Origin of the sequence: Paenibacillus pectinilyticus (assembly GCF_001700435.1) — a bacterium.
Classification (GTDB): Bacteria; Bacillota; Bacilli; order Paenibacillales; family NBRC-103111; genus Paenibacillus_E; species Paenibacillus_E pectinilyticus.
In genome coordinates this window covers 631,398-657,195 of sequence record NZ_LYPC01000028.1, presented here as the reverse complement: position 1 = coordinate 657,195, position 25,798 = coordinate 631,398, and the positions used below count along the sequence as shown (strand labels likewise).

The 25,798-nt window shown below is 48.9% G+C and carries 17 protein-coding genes; 15 read left to right on the top strand and 2 right to left on the bottom strand.

What is annotated here, in order from left to right; all coding sequences use genetic code 11:
- Positions 1–9 precede the first annotated feature (9 nt).
- The 15 genes from A8709_RS30565 (at position 10) to A8709_RS30500 (ending at position 22,820) form a co-directional block, all read left to right on the top strand.
- A complete protein-coding gene (locus tag A8709_RS30565; protein WP_065858366.1) occupies positions 10–813 on the top strand; it encodes a peptidase associated/transthyretin-like domain-containing protein in 804 nt (267 codons plus the stop codon).
- Between the two features lie 125 nt (positions 814–938).
- Positions 939–2,672, top strand: coding sequence for a phage tail sheath family protein (locus A8709_RS30560; protein ID WP_065858364.1), 1,734 nt, complete (start codon positions 939–941; stop codon positions 2,670–2,672).
- A gap of 41 nt (positions 2,673–2,713) precedes the next feature.
- A complete protein-coding gene (locus A8709_RS30555) occupies positions 2,714–3,148 on the top strand; it encodes a phage tail protein (RefSeq protein ID WP_056612231.1) in 435 nt (144 codons plus the stop codon).
- Positions 3,149–3,291: 143 nt separating this feature from the next.
- Positions 3,292–3,663, top strand: a complete 372-nt coding sequence (locus A8709_RS30550; protein ID WP_065858362.1) for a hypothetical protein — start codon at positions 3,292–3,294, stop codon at positions 3,661–3,663.
- Positions 3,664–3,674: 11 nt separating this feature from the next.
- Positions 3,675–3,857: a DUF6760 family protein gene (locus A8709_RS35620; RefSeq protein WP_081787256.1), complete on the top strand. Its 183-nt coding sequence runs from the start codon at positions 3,675–3,677 to the stop codon at positions 3,855–3,857.
- A gap of 17 nt (positions 3,858–3,874) precedes the next feature.
- Positions 3,875–4,324 (top strand): phage tail protein, encoded by a 450-nt coding sequence (locus A8709_RS30545; protein WP_065858360.1) that lies wholly within the window; start codon positions 3,875–3,877, stop codon positions 4,322–4,324.
- A gap of 86 nt (positions 4,325–4,410) precedes the next feature.
- Positions 4,411–10,287 carry a hypothetical protein gene (locus A8709_RS30540; RefSeq protein ID WP_065858358.1) on the top strand — a complete coding sequence of 1,959 codons (5,877 nt, stop codon included), beginning with the start codon at positions 4,411–4,413 and terminating at the stop codon, positions 10,285–10,287.
- A gap of 82 nt (positions 10,288–10,369) precedes the next feature.
- On the top strand, positions 10,370–10,996 hold the full coding sequence (locus tag A8709_RS30535; protein ID WP_065858356.1) for a CIS tube protein: 627 nt from the start codon (positions 10,370–10,372) through the stop codon (positions 10,994–10,996).
- A complete protein-coding gene (locus A8709_RS30530) occupies positions 10,956–12,089 on the top strand; it encodes a phage late control D family protein (RefSeq protein WP_244163352.1) in 1,134 nt (377 codons plus the stop codon). Before A8709_RS30535 ends, A8709_RS30530 begins: the two co-directional genes overlap by 41 nt.
- Positions 12,089–12,814: a phage baseplate assembly protein V gene (locus A8709_RS30525; RefSeq protein WP_065858352.1), complete on the top strand. Its 726-nt coding sequence runs from the start codon at positions 12,089–12,091 to the stop codon at positions 12,812–12,814. Before A8709_RS30530 ends, A8709_RS30525 begins: the two co-directional genes overlap by 1 nt.
- A 31-nt stretch (positions 12,815–12,845) precedes the next feature.
- Positions 12,846–13,247, top strand: a complete 402-nt coding sequence (locus tag A8709_RS30520; RefSeq protein WP_065858350.1) for a GPW/gp25 family protein — start codon at positions 12,846–12,848, stop codon at positions 13,245–13,247.
- Positions 13,248–13,296: 49 nt separating this feature from the next.
- Entirely contained in the window at positions 13,297–16,371 is a 3,075-nt protein-coding gene (locus A8709_RS30515) for a baseplate J/gp47 family protein (RefSeq protein WP_065858348.1), read from the top strand.
- A gap of 60 nt (positions 16,372–16,431) precedes the next feature.
- The gene (locus A8709_RS30510) at positions 16,432–18,672 is read left to right on the top strand and encodes a putative baseplate assembly protein (protein WP_065858346.1); all 2,241 of its coding nucleotides are present in this window, start codon (positions 16,432–16,434) and stop codon (positions 18,670–18,672) included.
- 302 nt (positions 18,673–18,974) lie between these two features.
- The gene (locus A8709_RS30505; protein WP_065858344.1) at positions 18,975–21,092 is read left to right on the top strand and encodes a phage tail protein; all 2,118 of its coding nucleotides are present in this window, start codon (positions 18,975–18,977) and stop codon (positions 21,090–21,092) included.
- Between the two features lie 36 nt (positions 21,093–21,128).
- Positions 21,129–22,820, top strand: a complete 1,692-nt coding sequence (locus A8709_RS30500) for a hypothetical protein (protein WP_065858342.1) — start codon at positions 21,129–21,131, stop codon at positions 22,818–22,820.
- Between the two features lie 784 nt (positions 22,821–23,604).
- On the opposite strand, the gene A8709_RS30490 is transcribed toward A8709_RS30500, so the two are convergent.
- Both A8709_RS30490 and A8709_RS30485 read right to left on the bottom strand, forming a co-directional pair.
- The gene (locus A8709_RS30490; RefSeq protein ID WP_065858337.1) at positions 23,605–25,011 is read right to left on the bottom strand and encodes an MFS transporter; all 1,407 of its coding nucleotides are present in this window, start codon (positions 25,009–25,011) and stop codon (positions 23,605–23,607) included.
- A 63-nt stretch (positions 25,012–25,074) separates the two neighbouring features.
- Positions 25,075–25,671, bottom strand: coding sequence for a TetR/AcrR family transcriptional regulator (locus tag A8709_RS30485; protein ID WP_065858335.1), 597 nt, complete (start codon positions 25,669–25,671; stop codon positions 25,075–25,077).
- Between the last annotated feature and the right edge of the window lie 127 nt (positions 25,672–25,798).

Here is a 25,798-nt window from a genome sequence, read left to right as displayed (position 1 = left end):
GATTCCTTTGTGGATCAGATTCGAATATCACAATTGAAATCCCGCGTTTCCCTGGTTGTGTGCGTCATTGACGCACTCACCTCACAAGCTCCTCTCGGCAACACGACCACCGTTCACCTAGAAGGCACCCGTTCGAAGGCAATTCGCAAATCGAATGGTTCCTATATATTTAACGATTTACCACCTGGCGATTATCGTTTGGTGGTGCAAAGCGAGTTTTATTTTCAAGAATATAGGAACATCACGGTTGAAACCCGCAATTTTCTTGAAACTGTTCAGGTGAAACCGTTACCTTCGTACCCTTTTTCCCAAGGAGCAGGATTGATCCGGCTTATGCTTCACAATGCTGCAGGAGCACCGATTCGCGATGCCCGCTTACTGTCAACTGTTCTAACGGAGGATTGCGCGCGAGCGCGTTTAATGGTAGATCAAGCAGACAAAGGCACGCTCGAAGTGACACTAGGCTCTTTCACTGGCAGCGTGGTAGCCGGGGATGCTTATTTACTCCGAGGCAGAGGAGCTAAAGCATCCGAAGAAATCATTCGCATTTCTGAAGTGCTGGAGCATCAGAAGCGGTTTCGATTGGCGAATCCGCTAACCAACGCGTTTACGCGAGGCGCTATGCTGCTGCCTGTTCAAGAAACCCGAAGTACGGATCGAGGAGAGGCTGTTATTGCTTTTCGAGGCAATCGGATTCCGAGTTTCCAGACCGAATTAGTCATCACGTACGGAGAACAGGGCAAGCATGAGATCAAGGAGATCGAAGTCGCAGAAGGAACGACCGCCAATCTTGGCAAAATCTGTTTCACGTAACCCTAATTAGTAGAATGGACACGTCCATCTTCTATACAAAATGACAAGCAGAAAGGAGAGAACTGGTTTCATGTCTTTGGCCATATTTAATAGTAAGCAGTGCCATCTGACTGAACTGGGGAACAATGGCTGACTATTTATCACCTGGAGTCTATGTGGAAGAGTTTGACAGCGGAGCACAACCGCTTGAGGGTGCAAGCACAAGTACGGCCGGGTTTATAGGGCTTGCGCAAAGAGGGGAAATTGAAGGTGTCCCTCAACTGGTTACGAGCGTAGCTGATTTCCACCGTTTATTCGGTAGCTACTTGTCCGAGAATGAATTCGGCGAATATCGTTTCCTTTCCTATGCCGTAGAGCATTTCTACTTAAACGGAGGTAATCGCTGCTTCGTTATGCGTGTAGCGCCAACTGATGCGAAAGTAGCAACGAACAAAGCAGCTTCGAATAAAGAATCAGCAATCATCGAGATTGCTTCCAAGAACCCAGGAACATGGGGGAATCAAGTTCGTATCGTTGTGGTGCCAGCTAGCAAAGCTAAGACGCAAATCTATGAAGTGCTGGGTGAATCACAATATCGTGTGAAAAATAACGCTGGCTTTAACGTTGGCGACGTCGTTGCTTTTGATGCAGAAGGCGTAAAACAATACAGCAAAGTTGTCGCTTCCCAAGATAACATTATCTCGTTGTCTGAAGCACTTACTGGCGATGTTGTGGATAGCGGCTTACTGCCTGCTAAAGTATTGACGACAAGTGAATTTACACTTCACGTTTTCTATGGTGACGAAGCTGAAACGTATGAGAAGGTATCCTTGAACATTTCAGCAGCGAACCACATTGAGAAAATCGTTTCCCGCTCGAACATTATTACGGTGAAGGATTTGACAGAAGGTCAAGATCTTGGCGCAATCGCTCCTTTCGAGGTGCTTTCCGGAGAGAACGAAACAGCTGGCAAATTCAAAATCGAATTGTCCGGCGGCAGCAACGGTTCCATCGCAAATGTAACGCCCGATATCTACATGGGTGTAGACCGTGGACCTGGTAAACGTACAGGTATCCAGTCTTTCATCGATAACGATGTTGTGTCCATCATTGCGATTCCGGGTGTAACGGAGCCAACGGTTCAATTATCCCTAGTAGCACACTGTGAAAACTTGGGCAGCCGCTTCGCGGTTCTCGATATTCCACGCGAGAAAACCAAAGTAGCGGATGTCATGACACACCGCAATATCTTCGACAGCTCTTATGCGGCGATGTACAACCCATGGTTGCAAGTTTTCGATCCATTAGACAAACGTAACATTTACATACCGCCATCTGGTTCCGTTATCGGTATTTACTCCCGTTCCGACCAAACGCGCGGCGTTCAAAAAGCGCCAGCAAATGAAGTCGTTCGCGGTGCAGTTGGCCTGGATTGCCAATACAACAAAGGCGAGCAAGACATTTTGAACCCACAAGGCGTTAACTTGATCCGTCATTTTGCTGGACAAGGTATTCGTGTATGGGGCGCTCGCACAACATCGTCAAACGGTTTATGGAAATATGTGAACGTTAGACGTTTGTTCATCTTTATTGAAGAGTCCATCAAGAACGGCACGAACTGGGTTGTCTTCGAACCGAATGACGAACAGCTTTGGGCACGTGTACAGCGGACGATTGACGCGTTCTTAACGCGGGTGTGGAGAGATGGTGCTTTGATGGGCGGAAGTCCTTCTGAAGCGTTCTACATTAATATTGGCCGCAGCACAATGACACAGGATGACATCGATAATGGTCGACTCATCTGCGTAATCGGGGTTGCTCCGGTGAAACCTGCCGAGTTCGTAATCTTCCGCATTACTCAGAAAACAAGAGAAGAATAGTCTAACGTTAGACATTACGCATATTAGGAAAGGGGTATACTATGGCTGGCGAACGTAGGGATCCATACCGCAATTTTAGATTCAGAATTGAAGTAGAAGGTATTCAGCAGGCGGGATTCAGTGAAATCTCTGGATTTGACGCTTCACTTTCGGTAATTGAATACCGCGAAGGAAACGAAACCATCACGCCTCGGAAACTTCCGGGACTTGCTAAATACGGTAACATCTCATTGAAATGGGGAGTTACTGACTCCATGGATATGTACAACTGGATGTCAGAGTCCATTCAAGGCAAAATCTCCCGCAAAACCGTTACGATCATCGCGATCAACGAAGAAGGCGGAGATGTGGCGACTTGGCAGGTTATCGAAGCATGGCCATCCAAGTACTCAGCACCAAGCTTCAAAGGGACTGGGAACGAAGTTGCTATTGAGAGCTTAGAGCTTGCTCATGAAGGTATGACACGCACGAAGTAATGCAAGGTTAGAGTAGGTGCCGGGGCGAATACCTCCGGTTCCTAACTCTTATTTTTTCTTTGGGCGCTAAGCCTGATCATCACGAAGATTATGCTTACAAGGCCAGTTTGCTGGCGAAAAACTTGAAGGAGGTAACTAACAACATGGCTTTCAAAACAGAATATGAGTTCGAACTTCCTAGAGGGTACGTGGATGACAATGGTACACTGCACAAAAGAGGGGTTATGCGTCTAGCAACAGCAGCAGATGAAATTCTACCTATGCGTGACCAACGTGTTCAGCAAAATCCAGGTTATTTAACCATTATCCTACTTACACGCGTCATTACGAATTTGGGTGACTTACGTGCGATTGATACACGTGTTGTCGAAAAGTTTTTCACAGCAGATCTCGCATTCTTGCAAAATTTCTATCGTCAAATTAACGAAATGGACGTGCCTACGGTTCACACGAGCTGTCCGAAATGTGAGCATGAGTTCGATGTGGACGTGTCTTTTTTGGACGAGATGGCGTAACGGGCTATCCCATAGACAAAATATATGAGGAAGTAGGCTTCATCGCTTACTATTTTCATTGGTCACATGATGAAATTATGTCCATGGAACACCGTGAACGCCGAACGTGGTGCGAGGAAATTTCCCGCATCAACCGTAATTTGAACGAAGAAGGTAAGAAACAGCCAGACAATCCGTTTGATGTTTTTCGGTAAGAGGTGAGTAACGAACAATGGCAACGAAGCCTTCTAAATTGCATAATGTAGGCGGTAATTTTCGTTTTCTAGTTGAGCTTGATGGGCTGATCGTCGGAGGGTTTTCCGAGGTGACGGGCATGAAGTCAGAGATCGAAGTAAAGCCGTATTGGGAAGGCGGTTTGAATACGCACCCTCACTACATGGTTCAACATACGAAATATCCGAATATCATTCTCAAAAGGGGTATCAGCAACTCCAGTGAACTCTGGGATTGGTACAATAATGCGGCTCAAGGCAAAATCAGTCGGAAGAATGGCTCTATTCTTTTGTACAACGCTGAGGGAAAAGAGATGTGCCGTTGGGAATTCACGAGTGCATTTCCTGTGAAATGGAACGGACCCGATCTCAATGCAAGCAGCGCCAATGTCGCCATCGAGTCGATTGAGCTGGTGCATGCGGGTTTGAAGACGATTTTTAAGAAGTAAGCAACGAAGTTAGTTTTCTTACGAAAACTCAAAGATTATGCTTACGATGCTAGTTTTGCTACGCAAAACTTTTAGGGGGATTGTTCATGAACTCTCGACAATCGCATACACCCCTTGGGAAACGAAAAAAGGGTTCGTTACGTTTTGCTGAAGGTAAACGCAGGTCTACGGTCGGTCAGACCTCCCGTCAAGCGAAGCAATTCGCTTCTGGCATCATGGGGAAGTACGGATTTGATCGTAACAATTATTTAGGTATGTTTGCTCTCATTTTTAAGGGCAAAGGTGTATTAACAGATAAAGAATTAGCCTCCATCAAGAACCCGAGTGATCGGGCGTGGGTTTTACAATTGCAGCTGCAATTGCAGAATTTAAAGCACCCCGAATCTGCACCATTGATTACGAAGCAGCACATGATTGGGCAATTGCAACAGCTAATTACCCAAAGTGGTTATCGTCTGCCGAAGGAAGTCAACATCAATGAAAGTTCTACACAAGAAGAACATGCTTCTTCCGAGCAGGTTGCAGCGATAGTTGATCAACCGTTTAAGAAGAGAGGACGTAAAAGTAAGAAAGACAGGAAGCTGGCAACTCAGCCCCTGCCTGTACAAGAGACCGTTCATGCCGTTAATAAGGATGAAGTGAAGTCCAAACAAGAAAAAATTAATGCCATTAATAAACGAAACTCACCCATTATGGGGCGTTCGATGAGGCAGCTTGTTGCTTCAATTGGCATGTTGACTCATGCTGCTGAAAGCAAGAAGATTCCAGCAGATTCAAAGGGAAATGACGTACAACAGGCAAATCACACAACGAATATCCAGCAAAAAACATTGCATTTATTATATAAGCAAGCTTTGCGTGAGGGGCAAGAACATCGTTCATCTCGTCCTAGTGAAGACAATGGAGGAGCCTCAGTTAAGGCTACGCATACGAGCGTCGCTCAGCATGTGGATGCCGTACGCAGCACTTCCGAATGGTTACAACAGTTTCAAGCTGGGAAGTTAATTGCTGGACAGCAGACCGACAGTACGGTTGGAGCACTTTCGTCAGTGAAGTCTGTTCTTCAAACGCAGCCTTCATTTATGAATGTGGCGAAGCTCATCTTGCAAGATGTGACCCAAACGCAAATGAATCAAGGCGGGGCATCTCAGCCAAACTTGCTAGACACAGCTAACAAAGAAGTCCGTAGATTGACCCTTATTGCAGAAACAGATCATGATAGGAAATCTTTGAAGCTAGGTGAAGGTCCTTTCTCATCAGAAGCAACACCGAGTTCAGTGCGTTTTATTCGCAGTTTATTACTTAAACATGCGGAAGCTCAGGGAGCACAAGCAGGTCAGCAACCCGCTGAAGAAGCGCCGAATAGTGAAAAGAAACAAACAAATAGAGGTAATGCTTCGATAGCAAAAGGTGTTCTAGCCGCAAGTCAACAACTGATGGCGATTAATGCTGCGAGTTTAACGTCAAGATTACCTAGATCTATGCAGACTACAGCGAGATCGAATGCCGTTGACCGGAGTCCTCAGGCTTGGCAGACAGACTCACGGGTGACACCGGTGTGGCGCAAATCAGGCGAACAAGTTGTGAAAGCTGATCAAGCTGAGATCACTCAACAACAACGGGTCTTCAATAATCTAGAAGAACAACGTTCAGAAGCAGCCAATGTCATTCGGCACATGCAGCAACAACGTGAGGAGCTTCAACTACAGGCTTCAGAGATACAGCGAGATCAATCTGCCGATCAGCAGCAACCATTGCTTCAGGTTAATGAGCAGCAGGGGCTATCCGATGTGCAAAGGCAAACTGTTAGTTCACAGGTGTCTGAGCAACGGCAGGAAGAACGCAAGCAGGAGCAACTGGAAAAAGAAGATATTCAAGCTAGAGAAGAAAGACTAGTTAGGCAGAACATTCAAGAGGGACAAGCAACAGGCCTAGAGCAGGATCATGAACAAGCAGCTCAAGTGCTCAACTTGAAGCATGCTCAAGAAGATATTTCAGAACAAGCAAGTGAAGAAAATGTAGAACAGATTGTTAATCCGACAAGAGGACGTTCTCGTACACCAATTACGAGCAACGACGAGGGCAGAGAGTCTGCGAAATCGATTAACAGTAGTTCGATGGAACGCAGATTAAATCAACCAAATTTCAACTCACATGTCGAAGGACTATTTCAACCTGAGACTGTTCGTAGAATAGATCAGCAAGCAGTCGTTTCGAAACGTGCAACAGCCGTGACACCTCTGCCGAGCAAGATTTTTAGAAAGCTTGCTGCTCAGGATAAGGGGAAGACAAGGTCAACGGTCGAGAAAATTCAAAGCAACGAGAACTGGCTTCAACAGCTCGTTATTCAACAAAGACAACCCTCTTCTGCTGATTCTTTGGTAAGAAGTATAAATAATAGTGTGAGTAACAATAGTTTTCAGGCTACTTCCCACGGATGGCTTGAGACAAATGATAGGAATGTCTTTGCCAAACCAGATCTTAGTGCAGAAGTTAGAGCTAAGTCGGCCAGTAAAGCTAGGGATGATAAGTGGAATGGAACCGAAAGGACCGTTTCAAGTTTACATAAAACGATTGGAATGACTCGAAAAGCGGGCAGGGAGGCGCCATTTAAGAATACGGATGCCGTCCACCGTTCTACAGAAACAACGAGAGAACAAGAGGATCATAGTAGACCTCAACGGGTTAGGCAAACTGACCAATTGGAGAACCATGTACCGGTTAATGAAAGCAAACTGCCTACGGGTCAGTTAGCTTTTGATATAGCAGCTAAGATTACCAAGGCTAGTTTGAAGACGCTCGGAACGATGATGCCGAGATCAGCTAAGAATATTGGCTCAGAGATGCAAGAGGGTGGGCGTGTTTTACGATCACCAAAGGGTCCATTGGACGATGGCAACAAGCATCTTGTGGGCCAACATAACTCAGTTTCACCGGAAGTAAGTGCAGGTCCTTTAACTTTTGGAGGAGCTAGACAGGCTTTAGCTGCAGAAATTGCAGCCAAGGTTGCACAGAGCACTATGTCTTTCGAGAGATCTAGTAAATCAATGACAGAAGGACCTTTGGTTCTTCAGCGCAAGTTACAGAAAGAATCCAATCTAATGGATACTGGTACTGCTGCTGTATCTAATAGACAGAATCAGGCTCCAACCACGCAGGTAATAGAAAGTGGTTCGACTAGTCGGTTGGGATCGCGTGTGGAAAGTGCAAGTGCAGGGACAAGTGAGCGTAATAAGACAGGTGCAAGCGCGGGTACAAGAGAAAGCGCAAATGGAAGTGCAAGTGCAAGTTCAAGAGCAAGTTCAAGTTCAAGTGCACCAAGTAATAGTGGGTTAACCAGTCAAGCAACTGATATTGTTGCTGGGAAAAGAGGAAGCCGCTCCCCCATCGATATGATTCGGCGAGCTGGCAGTCTATCACGATTGGACCGCGTGAGAGAACAACAAGCCACGATACAGCGGAAGATGGATGTAGGCCAATTTGTATCAAGGCAAGTTAATCTTCGCATTTCATCGCAAACCCAAGATTCTGTTAGTGATGCAAGTGCACCAAATATGAGCCGAAGAGATACATGGGCAAGAGGACAACTCATCCTGCGTGCAGGGCAAGTTGAAAATGGCACATTTCCACGACGAAGCGGCGCAGCAGATCCCATTGAACAACCTCAAGTGGCAAGTGAAACGGCTCAGGAGAGACAAGCTCAACCGTCATCTGAGATGGAAACAGATCAGCAAGTGATTCGAGCTGAAGGTCCTGAACATGCTCAGACTCAAGGAAGTAGTACCCAAGCTAGTGAAATAACGATGAGTGTTGTTAAGGAAGAGGAAAATAGAGGATCCGGTGTAATGCCAACAGGTAAGTCTCTGGGCCAATCTATTAGAGATGAGCAACCAGAGGAAGGTTTTCCAAGTAGGCAGACTGTACGTGGAACTTTGGTGCAATCGCCATCGCGAGTAGAGAACGATAAACGGTCCCGTCTAACGATTGGTGAAAATAACGATCAGATATTAAGGCGGCTAAGCCGAGCCGAGCACGGAATCGTTGTTGGGCGATTGCCTGGAAGTGAGAACGGGATACAGGCTAGAAGAGCAAAAAGTGAAGACATAGCTCGGATACTGGGAGCGAAAATAGGGGCGGTATCAGCTCAACTAGTGCAACGATCAGCAGGCCTACACGATGGAGTGCAACCTGGACGTACCGATCGATCAGAACAAGTTCGACCATTTGGCACAACAGGTACTCAAGAACGAGCGAATCTTGTACAACGTTCAGTAAGTTCTGAAAGTGGTAGTGCACCGAAACAAGGGCTTGTTGAAGAAACTGCACGCCAGTCGGGGCTGCTTAGTGAGACAACTAGAGGAACTAATGTTCAGCGCGGTTTTGAACGTTCGGAGAAAGGTATGAGCAAGAGTGGATCGGAAGGTATCGTAAACAGTCTGCCAGTACGTAGACAAACTCCGATAAACAGTAATCGCAATTTTATTCAAAGGGCTACAGAGGCAGGGCAAGTAAACCTCATACAAAGAGCAAGCGAATCACGGTTGAGACAATTGATTGATCGTGTATCGGCAAGTGATGCCAGACAAGTGACATCTGAGAGCGATGAGCCTCAAGCTGTCGCGAGGCGTAGAGTAGTGAATTGGACGGGGGCGCAAGCCGAGCATCTTCGGAGACAAGCCCGTGTCGACGATCGCGAGCGCGAGTCTGAGCGGGAAGCACTTGGTTCGGAGAACCGCACGGAAGCGGAACGCTTCCAAGTAGATTCGGCGGAGCAAACCATCAGGGCTATGGTGAGCGCGCAAGTGGAAGAGCGCGCACAAGGGTTAGAGCCTGCGGCCGCTTCGCGGGCCGCAGAGGTAGTGCAAGGCGCGCGCTCCGCACGCGCGCCAAGGGCTCGCCAGAACGCGAGCATGACACCTCGTGTCATGCCGCTGCTGGCGAGCCCCGCAGGAGCGCTTCGCGCTGCTCCTGCGGGCGTAGCTGCGGCTTCGCCTGCCGCAGCAGAACGGCAACTGCCCGCCCGCGGGACGGGCAGTCTAACCTTGGCGGCTGCCTCCGGCAGAGCCGCCGCACCAACGGCTGGCGTGCAGGGCACCGCCAGCATGACGAGCAGCCAAGGCTGGGCTGCTGCATTAACCAAGCCGCTGCCCACGCAGGTGCAGCGGCAAGCCAGAGCTGGCGGCGCGATGCATAGCAGCGCCGACCACCGCAATGGCGCGCCACCAAAAGGCGCGACCCTGCAGTCTCGAACGCAGCCGCCGAGTACCGGCGCGAATCAACAAGCCGCGCCACCGATAGGCGCGACCCTGCAATCGCGAACGCAGCCGCCGAGCATCGGTGCGAATCAACAAGTCGCGCCAACCATAGGCGCATCTATGCAATCGCGAACGCAGCCGCCGGGCATCGGCGCGAGCCATCAAGCAGCGCCATCGATAGGCGCGACCCTGCAATCCCGAACGCAGCCGCCGAGCATCGGCGCGAATCAACAAGCCGCGCCACCAAAAGGCGCGACCCTGCAATCACGAACGCAGCCGCCGAGCATCGGAGCGAGTCAACAAGCCGCGCCCCCAATAGGCACGACCCTGCAGTCTCGAACGCAGCCGCCGAGCATCGGCGCGATGCATCAGGGCGTCCCAACCATAGGCGCCCAGCATTCCCTCATCCAAACGGCTAGACAAGAACACCTCGCCGCACCAGTCGCGATGCTGGAGCATAAACAAGCTCCAGCCAGCCAGCTCTCCGAAGCACCGCTGGACATGGATTGGTTGCGCACCAAATCGAGCGCAGATCAGGAACTGACACCAGCAGCACCCGTTGAGCAGGCTCCACCAGAGCTCAGCGAGGAGCAGATTCAAGAGCTGATTAAGCAGCTTCCGCAGCTGGACATTGCGAAGATTGCGGATAAGGTGTACCGCGAAATTGAGAAAAAAATGAAGTTCGAGCGGCAACGCCGAGGTGTATAATTTTTTAGGTAGAATATCATTTGCAGGCTAAATCGTTAATAACGTTAACTATACATAGATCACGGCAGGAAGGATGGATCCTATGGCACTCAAGAAAGCAATGATCATTGTTCACAAAGGCAGTAAAACAGAAAATGTGCAAGTGATGTTCAATCCGGGCGAGTATACGCTCGATACCGGCAATAGCTATTCTTGGAAAACAGTGCCGGGCCTGTCCATGCCAATCGCTCAGTTTGTGAGCGGGGGGACGACGTCACTCACGATGGATTTTTATTTTGACACCTATGAAAAAGGGACGGACGTTCGTCTGCTGACTACCAAGATTTCAGGTCTCCTCGATGTGGAAAAGGAGATCCATGCACCACCGCTTTGCCGATTTGTCTGGGGATCCTTGGACTTCAAGGGTGTCGTTGTGAATGTGAATCAGCATTTTACGATGTTCCTAGATACCGGAGTTCCGGTTCGCGCGAAGTTGAAAGTAACGTTCAAATCCACGCTCAGCAAGAAAGATCAGCTCAAGCAAATCCCTCGCCATTCGGCGGATAGGACGAAGCTGAAGATGCTGAATCAGGGGGATCAACTCTGGACAATTGCTGCCAATGAGTATGAAGATCCTACCCTGTGGCGAGAGATTGCCAAAGCGAATGGGATTGATAATCCAATGAAAGTTGCCACGGGACGCCGCATTTCAGTTCCGAGGTTGGATTAAGCCGATGGCGTTAGATCTGGAAACAAGCTCATTTACCTTTGACGAATTGGCCAAAAAATACAGCGATTTCTATGCCCCTTACTATGAAATTAAAGTGGATGGCACGAAATTATCAGACGATATCGCCCTGGATAATTTGCGTGTGGAGACATCGATTGATGGAACCGCAGACTCCTTTTCCTTTCGCGTAGCGAATGCCTACGATATTACGAAGAACGATTTCCAATGGCTGTCTACCTTTACATTAGGTAAGGCCATCGATATAAGTTTAGGATATCTAGATAAATTTACTGCTGTGTTTACGGGGAATATTACATCGGTTGTTGTGGATTTCCCTGAGGATGGCGCTCCTGGCCTTGTGGTACGGGGGATGGATATTTCGTATCTCATGATGAAAGGGACAAAGTCCCGCTCATGGAATAAGAAAAAATATAGTGATATCGTCGAGGAAATTGCCAAGACATATGGCTTCAAAACGCATGTCGATGCGACAACGACGGAGTTTCCGGCGCTTTCACAAAGTCAGATTAATGACTATCATTTTATTCAAAATTTAGCGAATCTGGTTAACTATGATTTTTTCATTGTGGGCAAGAACTTATATTTCCGGAAGCCACTCACGGCTATGACGGCTGTGATGACACTGGAAATGGGCAAAACGCTCCGCAGCTTGATGATTGATCACAATCTTGCTGAGCAAATCACTGGCGTAACGGTTCGTGCTTGGGACAATAAAGAACTGAAAGTGATCGAAGGGAAATCAGCTACTGTGACGAAGCTGGGTTCTAATAGCAAGACGGGCAAAGATATTTTGGCCTCGAAGGGTGATTTCGTGGAACATATGTATACGAATGTAACCTCGGTTGAAGAGGCGAAAAGCTATGCGGATGCCATCCTGAATCGCCGAGCGATGAAGCTGGTAAGCGGCACCGGGGAATGCATAGGCATTCCCGAGATTCGCGCGGGGCGCTATATTAAGCTTAGTGGTGTTGGCAAGACGTTCGACCAGCCGTATTATATTACGGGGGCCACCCACATTTTTGATGACGAAGGCTATACAACTCGGTTTCAACTGGGAGGGAATGCGGTCTAATGTTCAAAACTCCCGATATTACAATAGGTGGCATTTCCGATTTTGCCAGTCAGAAAATTGGCGGTGTCATGGTAGCGGTTGTAACCAATAACACAGATCCAGATAAGATGGGACGTGTAAAGCTTAAGCTTCCGATGCAGGAAACCGAAACGGAGACGGATTGGGTTCGTATCGCGACGTTAATGGGCGGCAAGGAAATGGGCAGTCTTTTTATCCCAGAGGTGGGGGATGAGGTGTTGGTGGCTTTCCATTTGGGAGAGCTGCGGATGCCTTTCGTGATCGGTATGCTTTGGAATCCGAAAAACATGCCGCCAACACCCGCTGAGAAAAATGATTTGCGCATGATTAAGACTCGTTCTGGTCATGAGCTGTCCTTCAATGATAAAAGCGGTGACGAGAGTGTCACGCTGAAGACGAAAAAAGGCCAAATCATTGAACTCAAAGATAAAGATGGCAGCATTTCGATCGCTGATAACAGCGGCAACAATAAGATTTTGATCAAAGGCGGCTCAGCCAATGAAATTTCGGTCGTGAGTCAAACCTCGAAGATCACATTGAACGCCAAAGGCGAAGTCGGCATCGAAAGCACGAAGGAAATAAAAATTAAATCGACCCAGATTAATATAGAAGCGTCAGCGACCATGGCTTTGAAGGCAGGAGCAACACTGGATCTCAAGTCAGATGGAATTATCAACATCAAAGGCAGCATGGTGAAAATCAATTAAGGAACATCAATGAACAAGGGGATGTGAGGAGATGTCGGAAGCATTTTTGGGACGAGGCTGGAAATTCCCGATTCAGGTAGACCCTGCAACGGGGCGAATCCGAATGTCCGAGTATGAGGAAGACATCGCTGAAGCGATCCGCGTTATATTGGGCACGACACAAGGGGAACGCGTTATGCGTCCGAGCTTTGGGTGCGGTGTTCAGGAGTTTATTTTTGGCTTAACAGACGATACGACACTGCATTTGCTGCAAAGTAACATCGTAGAAGCGATCCGCAACTGGGAACCACGCGTAGACGAGGTTGACGTAAAAGCGATCCCGGAAGTAGATGATCCTGCGAAAGTTATGATTCATATTTCGTATCAAGTTCGTACGACGAATAACTTGTTTAACCAAGTGTATCCGTTCTATTTATTTGAAGGCTCCAAGTAGAAAGAGGCTGCGGAAGCGATGACGATTCGTGTAGAGAGGAGGTGGAGCTGTGCAACCTCCCAAAATTGATCCCCGGGACATCCCCGATCTCATTGAGCAAATGAAGGAAATGGCGCCGTTTTATACACCAGAGTGGCGATTTACGCCTGAGAATCCGGACCCGGGTTCTGCGCTATTCCTGATGTTTGCCGAGATGTTTAACGATAATATTAAACGATTGAATCGGGTACCGACGAAGAACCTGATTTCGTTTCTGAACATGTTTGATGTCACACTTCTTCCGGCAAGACCGGCAAGCAGCTATCTGACATTTGCGTTAAATGAAGGAACGAAGGAATCTGTATTTATTTCTGCGGGAACACAAATTGCCGCATCGATCGAAGCGGATACCATTCTATATGAAACGGCACGCAGTGCATTGTTGACGCCAGCCGTACTCACTAGTATGTATGTGACGAGTCGCAAACAGGATATCATTCTGCGAATCGCGGATGAATTTTTAGCTGCTAGCCGTCATGGGTATGCAATGCCGAAGAAGCTGTTTCAATTGCAGGATGGCGACAATTTACAAGAGCATGCCTTGTATTTGGAGCACAGCTCGCTCTTCACTGTGATTCATCCCGCACAAATGGAGATCGAATTCCGTAACTCGACCAGACGCTTTGAAGAGAATGCGATATCCAATCAATTGGCAGATCCTGAATTAACCGAGTGGCTCTATGCAACGGGGGATGGTTGGAAACCATTTGACCATGTTGAGGCGAAAGAGAATCGTGTTATTTTGCGGAAAAGGGTCCGCGAGGAGATTGTCCCAAAAGAAGTGAATGGTCGGAACGGCCGCTGGATTCAGTGCCGCTTGAAGCCCCACATCTTCGGCCATAAAACGCTGGCTGACAGCCGACTTTCTATGGACCATATCTCGTTCAAAACAGACTACATAGATACACTCGAAACAGGCGGTATTCAGCCGGATCAGATGTTTTACAATGATATTGATGCGGATCCTTCTGGCTTTTATCCATTTGGCGATCAATTCGCGCTGTATGGCTCCTTCTACATTGGCAGTCAGGAAGTGTTTACCAAAACCGATGGTGATATTAAGCTGAGCTTCGGGCTGCAAGCCATTGAGAATCGCTTTGGTGCGAATCAAACGGATCCTGTGGATTGGAAAATGGTCATGAAGAAAACCAAGTTCGACAAAGCGCCGGTTCACCATGTGACCGTTCTGCAGGTGGCTTGGGAATATTGGAATGGCACGACGTGGGTTCGGCTCGATGTAGGCAAGGAAGCAGAGAAGCTGTTTTATTACCCGATTGAGCAAAAGGTACGTAAAGAAATCCAATTCCGCTGTCCAGCGGATCTTCAAGCGACATACGTGAACGGCAATGAGAATCGCTGGATCAGGGCGAGAATTCTACATATTGAGAATGCGTATATTGCGCAGGCACTTTATTTGTCCCCTTGGGTGGACGAGGTACTGCTCACATACCAATATGAGGACCGTCTGTATCAAGCCGAGCATAGCGTGGCATTTAATAATACGGTGTTCGAGGATCGGACGAAGCATAGCCGGCAATTGGCAGGCGGATTTGAGCCATTCCAACCGTTGGAGGGCAACCATCCAGCCTTATGTTTCTCTTTTGATACGCCGCCGGTAAGAGGGCCGATTTCGATCTTCGTGTCGGTCAAGCAACAGCGATTCTCCGAACATGATGTGCCGCTATTGGAATGGGAATATTTACGCGCTGGACTCATTCCGGGCAGCCCGCCAGAATGGGTAGCGCTCAAAGTCATTGATGAAACGAATGGCTTGACCCAAAGTGGAACGGTACAGTTCGTGGGCCCTTCGGATTTTGCAGCCGCATCGGTATTCGGGCAGGATGGTTATTGGATTCGAGCAAGTAACCGAGATGATATTTATGACGATGTGAACGGCCATATCCAGATTCCGACGATTCAGGGTGTGTACTTGAACACAGTTCATGTCCTCCAACAGGAGACAATTATCGGAGAGGTGCCCGATGTGAAGGGACTCGAAGAAACGGACTATCAATTGAGCAGAACGGGAATCGTTTCCGAAGAAGTTTGGGTGGATGAGACGGAGTTTGTCACCGAAGAGGAAATTTCGTTGTTTGAACAAACAGGAGTCCCGCTTACAGATATTCGCCGAGATTCGGAAGGTAACATTTTACAAGTGTGGGTGCGTTGGACGGCTGTGCGTGATTTAACGGAATCAGGTTCTCGTGATCGGCATTACCTCATTGATCGTACGTTTGGGCGCATTCGTGTTGGGGATGGTGTTCAAGGGATGCACCCGCCGAAGGGCGGTCTTGAGCAGCTGAAAGTGACTTACCAAGTGACTTCGGGTCAAATTGGCAATGTTGCCGCTCGTCAGATCAATCAAATGCAGGACTCGATTGCTTTCGTCGGTGAGGTTTATAATCCTGAGCCCGCATCCGGAGGCTGTCATGCAGAGAAGATAGAGTCGGCGCTGGTACGTGGTCCTGAGCTGTTAAAGCATCGTAACCGTGCGGTTTCGTCCAAAGATTACGAATGGCTGGCTCGTGAAGCGTACCCGAACATAGCGAAAGTCACGTGCATTGCAAATCGGAATGCCTATATGCATAAAGAAGTTGGGGCGATGACGCTCGTTATTTTGCCAAAAGAAGGTCAGCAAGGCAGTTCGACTTTCCCCGAGTTGAAAAAGCAAGTCGAGCGATTTATTCTGGGGCGGGCCTCAAGTTTGGTTGCTTTTCCAGAACGCTTACAGGTCATTGAACCGGTGTATATGGAAATCTCCGTATCAGCCGTTGTGGCTGTCGAGGCGATGGATGCTGTGGTCCTTACCGAAATTCAGGCCATTGAAAAATTGAATCGCTTCCTGGATCCGTTAACGGGGAATTTTGATAATAAAGGCTGGGCTATTGGCCAGCAGATACATCCTTCTGTTTTCTATGCGCTGTTAAAATCGATTCGTGCGGTTAGCCATGTGGAGAAGCTTTATATGACGGTCTTCAAAATCGAAGACGGCGAACGGATGGAGCTGGATGTGAATCGTCTTCCTTCGCTGCCGCATGGGATCATTGTGAGCGGGAAGCACAAGGTGGTTGTGAACGTACTGTAGATAGAAACGGATGCTTAAGAAGCCAAGTTTTTAATGAGAAATTTAAGGAGGTGAGCACAAGTGCTGCCCATACCGAATTTAGATGATCGGATGTTCGAACAGATGGTCATGGAGGCGCGGAAGTCGATTCCGAAGCTATTTCCCGAATGGACTGATGAGAATGCGCATGACCCCGGGATTACGCTGCTGGAGCTGATGTCATGGATGACCGAGATGCAGCAGTATTATTTGAATCGGGTGACCGAGCGCAGCGAACGCAAGTTCCTGAAATTGCTGGGCATTCGTCCGCGCGATGCGGTGTCTGCGGTTTGTGACGTTACGTTTGCAGGCGTAGAGCAGCAGCTTGTGCTCCCCAAAGGGACGCCGCTGCTTGCGATGGATCTGCGTTTTGAGACGCAGGGGACCTTGCAGCTTGTTCCTTCTGCCTTGGAGAAGGTGCTAGTTCGTACGGAAACAGCTGCTGCTGACTATACGTCGAATAACCAGGCAAAAATTGCGTTCTACGCCTTTGGTGCAGAAGCGCGTAAGGGAGCGCATCTGTATCTTGGCTTTGATCGTGCACTGCCAGTGGACACGGAGATTTCGATCTATTTTAATTTATTTGATCGCTACCCGGTGACGGTCAGTCAGCTGGTGGACAAAAACGAGCCGATGATCTCGTCAGCGAAGGTTGCTTGGACTTACGCCGGCGCTGGCACGCATGGTCAATCCGAGAGTTGGCTGCCGATTGAGCCGCTGCGCGATACGACAGTGCATTTATCCCAGAGCGGAGAACTGAAGTTCAGCATCACTTCCGAAATGAAGCCGATGTCCCTGTATCCTGCAGATGACCGCAGTCGCTATTGGATCTGCTGTACACTGGTAGAGGACGGTTATGAGCTTTCTCCCAAAATTGAGAAGATCACTCTGAATACCGTGCGGGCAGCGGAACAGGAAACCTTCAGCGAGGTGAACAGCTTCAGTTCATCGGGAGAGCCAGATCAAAGCTTCGAGCTAAGCTCCTATCTCGCTTATCATGGCTTGCACACTGTGCAGGTGCTGGATGAGCAAGGGCGTTGGCGTGACTGGCACACCGTCGCTGACTTAAGTGTTTGCGGGCCAAATGATCTTTGCTGCGAACTGCAGCAAGATTCAGCCCGCCGTACCACCCGTCTGCGCTTCGGCGACGGGGTGCACGGGAGCATCCCGCCGCAAGGCGCGAAGCGGGTACGGCTGATTGCTTACACGGCTGAGTTTGATTACAGCCGGTTTATTGGAGGCAGCAAAGGTCTGCCGGGGCAGACCTTTGAGATCAGTCGCGGCCGCGTTTATAAACCTAGCAGCATGCTGCTGCAGGTTGGCTATCGGCCGCGCGGCGAAGACAGCGTCGTCTGGGACGACTGGACGGCCGTGGATGACTTCGATAATTCGAAGTCAACCGACCGGCATTACGTCTACGACGCTGCTGAAGGCACGATCCGCTTCGGAAATAACGAAGCGGGGTTGGTGCCGCGCAAGTCCGTGGAACCGAACATCCGGTTCCTGGCCTTGCAGGCGGGCGGCGGCGTACGAGGCAACGTGAAGGACGGCCTCGTGACGGGCTTTGGCTTCGCGGCTGCGCTTGGCATGAGCGTGACGAATCCGTTCGCGGCGCGTGGCGGCCTCGAAGCGGAAACGCTGGCGCAGGCGAAGCTGCGCGTGCGGCGCGAGTTGGCTGCGCCGACGCGCGCGGTGACCGCCGAGGACTACGAGGCGATCGCGAAGGCGGCGCCGGGGCTTCGCGTCGCGCGGGTGAAGGCCATCCCGCTGTATAAGCCGGGGATGCGGGACTTCCCGCGGGTATCGGCGCCAGCGCAGATGACCGTGGTGGTTGTGCCTTACAGCGAGAGCGACAAGCCGAAGGCGGGGAAGGGCTTCTTGCAGACGATCAAGATGCATCTGGATCGTCATCGGTTGTTGACGACGGAATTACATGTGATTCCGGCGGAATATATTAAAGTGACCGTCCACGCAGTGGTGGTCATGGAGCCGAAGTATAAGAACGAACAGCGGCGCATCACGCTGGAGCTCAAAAGGCTGCTGCAGCCCATGGATCATGGGCAGGGCGCGGAGGGTTGGCGTTTTGGACGGACGGTGTACAAAGGTGATATTTATGGCGTGATCTCACGGATCAAAGGCGTTGTGTATGTGCAAGACCTTTGGCTGGACGCCGAAGGTACGGGCTTCCATAAGGATGGCGCTGGGGATATTCATATCCCGCCGTACGCGTTGGTTTACTCAGGCGATCATGAGGTAGAGACGATTAGTCAGACAGATTTGTAGGGTGAGACGTGGATTACAATTGAGGGTGTCAGTAAGTAGCAGTAAAAAGTAGCTGATTGGCTGGCTAGCTTTTAATTAAATGGAAAATATGCGGTTAATTTCGCCCTATTTCCCGAAATTGAGTAAATAGATGGAAAATGCGCAGTTAATTTGAGCGGATTTAACGGAAAAGTGGATTTAGGTGAAATTTAACTGTAAGAAATCCAGCTATTGCTTCAAGAGTAGCAGAATCAGCTGAATTAGCTACATAAAATCCATTTAAATGTGGTTCAGTACAAACCAATGAAACGAGGTGACGAACGATGCAAGATGGACAAACGTTTTTTTCGCTGAATAAGCCCATGGATTGGGAGCAAGGGTATGAAGCGAATATTCATATGGTGGACCAAGGTTTTTCGATTCAGCAGACGGAGAAGTACAGCATTCATCGCATCGTTCGCACAGACGAGCTAGAAGGGATTCCACCGATTCAAGATATGACGGTTGGACCTGGGCGGAAGCTGATTCTACTAGATGAGTCGGCGAACGTGTGGATTTATGATGATGAAAGCCGTCATCGCGAGTTGTTATTTCGACATGGGCATGATTTGTTCAGCTCGCAAGCGATGCTTGCTTCGATGGCTGATCTCCTTGTGATTGCGGATAGCAGGGAGGGCGTGGAGCGAAGACTCGCGGTCTATTCCATCTCCAACGGTCAGACGATGTGGGCCATTCAGGAGTGGGAAGGGCTTAGCTTATACCCGCTTTCGTTGAACACGAAGCTCAAAACAGCCAATACGTTGTTCATGACGGTTCCTTTGGACATTGCGATTGGTATGAATGGAAGTCCCGAAGTCCCGAAGGACGGCAGGATTGGTATTATGCAGTGGAACTCGGCGGGTGAGGTCATGCGTGTGTATGAGCATGAGGCGCATCGTGTGACGGAAGCGATTCCGATTACGAAGCTGCAGGGACGCTATTTCACGGCTGCCGCAGACGGCACTTTGGCGTTGCTCGATGCAGAGCTGCGTACCGTAACGGTGTTCCATGAAGATGGGAGAGAACCGCTTCATTTCCATTTGGAACAGGAAGGGCGCTTTGCCGGAATTTCCATTGATACGAATCATAATCTCTATATAGGGGATAGCGGTTACGCACAGCAAGAGGGCGTGACGGAGCGGTTTATTTTAAAATATCGCGGCAACGGCGACTCCTTGGATAAAGTAACTGGCTTCCGAGGACGAACGGATAAATTAGTGCAGGATGGCCGTAATCGACTGTATGTGTTTGATCGGTATAGCGGACAGATCAGCTTGCTGGATTTGCGAGCCCGAACCATGCTGCTGGAGGACACCCAACTACCGGAGGCGGTGTACTTCTCTGCTGAATTGGATACGACAGAGACGGAGACGCTTTGGCACAAGATTAGGCTAGAAGCTGACATACCTGAGGAGACACAGGTTCGGTTTTCCTATTTTGCCTCGGATGAGAGTGAAGGGATGATTGACGGGGATTATCTCAATTACACCGAGTATTTCACAGACCCGGCGATCTCGGTGAGAACGAAGCTGGCCGCTACGCGGGATCTCTGGTCGGAACCGATCCTTAATCCGAAGGACGCACTCCTAATGAATGCGAAGGGTCGCTATCTCTGGTTCAAAATTGAGCTGGTCGGCAGCGAGCAGAAGTCACCTTTTATCCGCAAGTTGAGAGTGTATTACCCTCGGACTTCGCTGATTGCGTATTTGCCGGCGATGTATCAGCAGGACGATGAGCATAGTCCATTCTTGGAGCGATTCCTCGCGATGTTCAGTACGTTTTTTGACGATATGGAGGCAACGATTGAGGGGATTTCAGGTCATTTTGATCCAGATGCCGTGTCGGGGCCGTACTTGGAATGGCTGGGCGGTTGGCTCGCGATTACCGAGCATGAGGCTTGGGGCGAAAAGAAGCTCAGAGAGCTGATTAAGCGGGCGCCTGAGCTTTACAAGCTGCGAGGTACACGCGAGGGTTTGATCCATATGCTCCAGATTTACACGGGTGAGGATCCGTTCGTCTTAGAATATTTTCAGTTTAAGCAAATGCAAGAGACGTCGGAGCTGAGACAGCTTTTCTCGCAGTTATATGGGGATAATCCTTACACGTTCTGCGTGTTGCTCAAGCCGGAATGCGTACGAACAGACGCACAGCGATTAATCATTGAGAATATTATAGATGATCAAAAACCTGCCTATACAGAAGGCAAATTGATAGTGCTGCAGCCTTGGATGTATGCGGATATGCATACCTACCTGGGTATTAATACGTACTTATCTGAACCTACCTTACTAACCCTCGATCAGCGTTCGTCGATGCCTTATAATACGGTGCTGATTGATGTGGATCGCGATAAACGCATGGATATTCATACTCGCTTAGGACTAGATTCTGAGATCGAATAAATAATTAATTGAGTCAGAGAAGGTGAGGGGATCGTTATGAAAAAATCACGTTATTACCCGTTCGAACGCAATCGGTATTTCTATGGGAAGCTGCTGACGGTCAGAGATTTCGAGTCCGAGCAAAAGTATTTTAACGATAAGCGCCGCATGATGAATCGGTTGCTCCATGGTTCGGGCGTTCTGACAGGCCTGCAGGTAGTGGCGGTTGACGAGAAGTCCGTATCCGTTGAAATGGGTGCCGCCATCGACGCACTGGGCCGCGAAATTGTCGTGCCCTCACCGATGACGATGAAATTGTCCATGATGGACGGCTTCAGCAATAACCAATACGCCAAGAACGTCTACCTCTGTATTGCTTATGATGAAAAAGAAAAAGAACCTGTTCACGCAGTAGCGAACTCTTCCGTCCGATCGGACGAAATTAATGATTATAACCGCGTTTTGGAAAGTTACCGCCTGTTTATCCGTGAGGATGCTCCGGATCCGGCTTCGCTGCCATTGGCAGATTTGTCCGATCAGACGGTCGTTCTTTACCAAGATGCACATGTCCGTGTGCTGCAAACAACGCCGCGTTATGTGAATCCAGGGCAGTTGTTTGAGATGAAGCTGCGTTTTGAGAAAACGTTAAAAGCCGGCAGACTGACCTTCAAATATGAGATTGATGCTCATCGGGTAGAGGCGATTAATGGAACAACGATCGTGTTCCAAGAGCCGCAGGATGGGCAAGAGAGCGAGTATGAAATGACCGTACTGCTGCGCGCAGACAGCACGGCTGCTGTTAAAGCATCCGTAGGCGTGCAAGCTGGCACAGCGGCTTTGATGCTGGATGATAAACAGCTGGAGCTGCAAGCACAATCCGTCGGGGAAATCGGAATCGTAACAGAAGCGGTGAAAGAGCGCTTAATGTCGGATTTCGTGAAGCAATCCTTGGAAGCTTCTTTGGAAGCTCCGTCAGAGCCTTGCATTTATTTGGCCAAAATTTGCCTGATTCAGGTAGGCCCAACTTATGTGATTGAGAGCGTGGATCAAGTCCCGTTTAATGAGTATGTGTATAATACATCCGTCATGTATCGACTGGGCGAAGCGAGTCAATATCGGGATGAAAAAGCAGGTCAATTCGTCACCAAATCGAAGGTGAAAACCTTAGCGCCGGGGCAAAAACCAGAGCTAAACGTACAGTACAACCCAGCGATTAGCGAGTTGTCCTTCGACCTTGGCATTCCAGCTGGCGGCGGTAGTGGAATTGCTGGTATTGTCAGTGGATTTATAGACATTCCAATAGAACCGTTCACCAAAATTGCGGTCTCCCCTTTCGGGCGAGCCATGAAAAGCTTTTACTCCGGTGAAATCGTGCACGGACTCGGAGAAGGGAATGTGTTGATCATCACAAGCTTGGAAGAGCGCAGCGGTGATGCTTTCTCTGATATCTTATCCACGGGTGATCGTGTATACGGCGGTTCCTCTGATGTTTTCAAAGGTAGTGCATTCGAGCCGGATGCACCAGAGGTGAAGATCGGAACGATTGCCTATCCGCAGAAGGGTACCTTCCGAATTGGCGTGAAGGTGCAGCAAACCAATGAGCAAAGTAATGTACGCGTGCGTTGGTGGGCGTACAGTGCCGAGATGGCGAGTACGGTGCGCAGCGGCGGTAACAGTGGTGGCGACTCCCTTGATGCAGCGCTGAGCGCAATGCGGGAAGCGGCTTCGGCGGGTAGTGACGCGGACTAGTGGGTTAAATTGAATAGACCGCTCAGAACAAGAGGTTGTTCTGGGCGGTTTTTTTGTGCAAGTTGGGGTGCTATGCAATGCAATGCTGTGTTGTGTGCCATCTGTTGGTGATCCGATAGAGAGTTGCAGTTGAATTTGCTCAAGATATACTTTGCATACATCATGCTCACTGGAGCTATCCGCTCTTGGCCACTGATTTGCTTGCCACAATGGATATATCCAGTGGAATGCTGTATTTCAGAGCTAAATGATTCGTTTGATTGGATAAATCCAATGGAATGCATTATTTCAGAGCTAAATGATTAGTTTGATTGGATAAATCCAGTAGAAAGCTGTATTTCAGAGCTAAATTGTTTGTTTGATTGGATAAATCCAATGGAATGCATTATTTCAGAGCTAAATGATTAGTTTGATTGGATAAATCCAGTGGAATGCTGATATTCAGAGCTAAATGATTAGTTTGATTGGATAAATCCAGTGGAATGCTGTATTTCAGAACTGACTGATTAGTTTGATTGGATAAATCCAATGAAATGCTGATATTCAGAGATAAATGATTAGTTTGATTGGATAAATCCATTCAAAGCGGCTATATCTGACTAGCTTGGGGCCATTCCACTGTATTAATCCAATGTATAATAAGAAATTGGCCTCAAATCGGAGAAAACATTGGATTAATCCAATGGTAGAACCACTTGGATGTTCGGTTGTGAAAGAGCAGCGAATAACCAAGCTATAAAGAAAGAAATCATGGTAGTATTATGTCGTATCATGTCGATACTCTCTAAATATTCGATAAAACAGCAGATTTCTTCTGCTCACTCACTTTACGCTTCTGTCTACCAAAAGTGACAACGTAGAGTGTGAAAATAAGGATTTGCGAGACAGCTAATACAACGTACAAATTGCTGAAAATAAAGCCAGACACATAGCTGTACAAGGGATTCCAGCTCGGTACAGAAGCTGTCGATTCGAAATCGACGACTTTACCATAGATGGAGATGGCGATTCCTTGCCCAATGAAGTTGGCCATGGAGAGCATGCCCATCCCAACGCCAACCTGGTCGGCAGGCAAGTTTCTCGAGACCGAGTTGGAGATCGCGATTGTCATGAAGGACTGCCCGACATTGCCGAGGACCAAGAAAAGCGCGATCCATAGCGCCGAGCTGGCTGTAAACGTCGACAGCAGTAGGAACGAGCTGAGCAGTAGGCTTGAGGCTATCCTGACGACGAACAGGTTGCCTTTGGTATCGGCGAGCTTGCCGCCTTTGCGGCCGAATATCGCCGAAGCCGCTGCGGCTGGAATCATGGCAAAGCCGATCCAGATGGAAGGGAGCTGCTGGACATCAGCCAGCAGGAGCGGGCTAAGCACAAAGAGTGAGCAGCAGGTGCCGCTGACAAGGAACGAGATCGTGAGACCGAGTGTGTATTTGCGATTTTGAAAAAGCTTAGGCGCAATAAACGGATCTCCTGCGGTGCAGATACGAGCTATGAATAAGCCCAAAGCGAGCAGGCCGAAGAGCAGCAGCCAGATGCCGGTCGTTACGCTGAGCAGCAGCAAAGCGATGGTGATGCCAAGCAATAAACCGCCAAGCCAATCGAAGCGACCGCGGCTTACCGTTCGTTCACTCCCCAAATAAGCCCGATAGAAGGGCAGGGTTACCAAAGAGAGCAGCGAGACTGCGAACAGCCAACGCCATTGCAACGTGCTGATCAGTAAAGCAGCGACAACGGGGCCTAATGCATTACCGAAGGCAAGACCAACAGCGGTCATACCGAGGGCAGCCCCTCTTCGTTCCGGCGGGAAGAACCGCAGAGGAATAATCATGGACATCGCAGGTATAACTGCGGCCCCTGATGCTTGCAGACAGCGGCCGATGAGCGCCATGGCAAATGTTTGTGAAGTTAGGCCGATTAATGAGCCTACGGCGAACAAGAGGAGGCCGAAGGTGACTAAATCTTTTAACCTGTAGCGATCCGCCAGTTTCCCGTAAGTGACCGCACCGATGGCATATATCAAGATGTAAGCAGAAGAAAGCCAACTCACTTGGGCAATGCTTAGATGGAATTCGCTGCTGATTTTAGGTAGTGCGATATTGAACATAACACCGCTCATCATAGAAAGGGCCATGGTGAACATTAAGATGCGCATTAATTTGTCTGCTGTTTGCAGGGGGGCTTTGGTTGCCATATGGGGACACAACCTTTCTGAAATAGACTGTCAGTACTGACTGACATACTGGTGAGAAAAAAACTAGGGTCGCAAGGCCCTAGCGAATAATCGGACACTCTCCTGGACGAAGGGTTCTAAGGTGATGCCGGGATAGCTCTTATGAGAATCAAGATCGTTCATGAATGCTCCGAAATGCATCATAATAAAAGTAAAGGCATGAAGCTCGGGATTCGCTGTGACGATTTTCCCTTTAGATGACATGTCGATGAAATAGTTGGTCAAAATCTCAAGAAGCTGCTGCGGATGCTTCTGGGTGCGTTCTCGGAAGCCAGGCAATTGGCCTTCATCTTCTTTGAGGGAAATTTGAATCATTTTGCGATTGCGATTCATAATCTCGTGATAGGTTGTCGTAACTAGGAGAAGATCCTTCTCCAAATCCCAGACCAGCTTCTCCGCGAAGAGCTTCTTCATCTCTGCCGCATAATGGTAGCGGTCGAAAGCAGCCTCGAGGAGCTTCTGTTTACTGCCAAAATGACGGAACAACGTCTTCTCACTCAGACCAGCCGCGGTGGCGATCTCTTGCGTGGTTACTCCGTTATAACCTTTTTCCGCGATCAAATGGAGGGCTGCCAAGAGAAGTTTATCGCTGCTTTCAAGCTTGCCGCTGCTGCTATCCATGGTATCCCTCTTCCGTAACAATGTCAGTACTCACTGACACTTATGATAAGTGGATCAGCTTAAAAAGTCAATAAGTCGCTTCAAATTCCGCTTTTTGCTCAAAAGAGTTGATTTTATATGTGTAACC